General features: G+C 48.0%; 2 protein-coding genes. One reads left to right on the top strand and one right to left on the bottom strand.

Annotated features, from left to right (window positions below):
* Positions 1 to 615 (bottom strand): hypothetical protein (locus tag BA066_07865; protein RDD52778.1); only part of this gene is annotated, 615 nt, incomplete at its 3' end.
* A gap of 804 nt (positions 616 to 1,419) precedes the next feature.
* Between BA066_07865 and BA066_07860 the strand changes: the two genes are divergently transcribed.
* Complete coding sequence (locus BA066_07860) at positions 1,420 to 1,650, top strand: histone (protein RDD52777.1); 231 nt, start codon at positions 1,420 to 1,422, stop codon at positions 1,648 to 1,650.
* The last annotated feature ends 127 nt before the right edge of the window (positions 1,651 to 1,777 follow it).

Genomic DNA, 1,777 nt, shown 5'->3' with positions numbered 1-1,777 from the left:
TCTCATGCCCGGGATCACCCTGAGGGGCTGGGACTGATGTGGGTAGATCGACACACCAACGAGCCTCTCACTCCTCAGGAGTCCCTCTGGGCTCATCCCATCGACGTAGATGATACCTAACCTCCTATCCTTTATTCTGGAGGTAATCTCCTCGTAATCACCCCCTATAAGCTCCAGCGCTACGTAGGAATCTCTCCCTATACCGGACGTGATCTTCTGAAGTTTGCTCGCGAAGAGCCCGTAATTAACAGGGGAGGGGGGGCTAGATAGCCTTATCACGGAGAAATCGGCATTTAAGTAGAGGGAGAGTCTGATGGAATCCTCAACGCACCTCTGGGATGCCTCCGATATGTAGGGGTTGCTGCTGAATAGATTCACATCGGTCTCAGGTGATCTGACGGCAACGACGACTTCCAACTCCCTGATGAGCTCCCTCAGGGATCTCACGCTCTCCCTGCTGAGCATCGAGGGGAAGTAGTAGGGGGGTTCCGTTGAGATGAGCACACCCTCGCAGCCGCATCTCACTAAGTATGCCACAGAGTCGTTGACGTCAGACCCCCAGAAGAATTCGGTGGAGCAGAGGAGCCTCAATCCCTTTCTGAGATCCGATGACATGGAGACAATCCCCTGCGATTTCCGGGAAGAAGCCGGTTTTTATTCGTATTGGTGATGCAGTGCCTATGTTCGGGGATCTCCTGGGGAAATTCTTGCGGCGGACGGCAGGCAATCTTCATGAGCGATCACCTCATTTCCAGGCATCCTCACATGATCAGGAATCCCCTTCTGCTCAGGAAGTATGTTGCGGGAGGGATCCCGCGTTAGGTTGTCTGAGGCTCCAAAAAGATCGTAAAACTATTTTTTAACGAAACGCCCTTTCCGGGCCTTTCAGAGAATAAATCCCGGTCTGATAGGTTATCTTGTTTATAAACAATCGATAGCAATGTAAATTTAAATTAAAACCAGTTAACCGGGAGCTGTCATGAGTATCAGTAACGTTGCTGTGGTATCATACCCCCGGGTCCACATGAGGATCTCATCTGAAGAATGCGATGAGCAGATTTCCACTGCAGTGGCTGATGGCGATTCGAGCGACAGCAAAGTCCCCTGAAAGCTCATTAAAACTTCATTCAAAAACATATCTTAAAATTCCCATAATAGAATAATAATAATTTATTAATGGAAAATTTCCATATTAATATTAAGTAAACTCATAATATAGGAAATTATCTTAAGAAGAGTTTGAAGCACGTGTTATGAAGGAACAGGGGATGTTACCATGTTAAGGGGAGAGGACATCAGCATAGTATGGACCTTCCCTCACCCATATAGCTATGATGACCCCTCCCTTCAGAAAAGCTTATATTTAAGTCCCGCGCAGTTTGCAAGGCCCTCATAGGGTTTGTCAATGAGGTGATGTGTATGCCCCAGAAACAGACCAGGTATCTACCCCTCGCACCGGTCTACAGGATAATCAAGGATGCGGGTGCTGAGAGGGTAAGTGACGATGCCAGGGAGAGGATGGTCTACCACCTCGAGAGATTCGCTCGTGAAGTCGGATTGCACGCCGTGGAGCTCGCAAAACATGCCAAGAGGAAGACAGTCACGGATAGGGACATAGAGATGGCCGTTGAGGCTGTCTGGAAGAGGTAAGAGTTAAAACATAATTCCCCCATATTACGTATTTTTTATTTTATTAATTATAGGATGAATATGTTCGGGAATGATACTATCTATTCAGATTTTTTGGCGGGCCCGGCGGGACTCGAACCCGCGACCT

Source organism: Candidatus Korarchaeota archaeon NZ13-K, from assembly GCA_003344655.1.
GTDB lineage: Archaea > Korarchaeota > Korarchaeia > Korarchaeales > Korarchaeaceae > Korarchaeum.
This window is presented reverse-complemented; position numbering and strand designations above follow the sequence as displayed.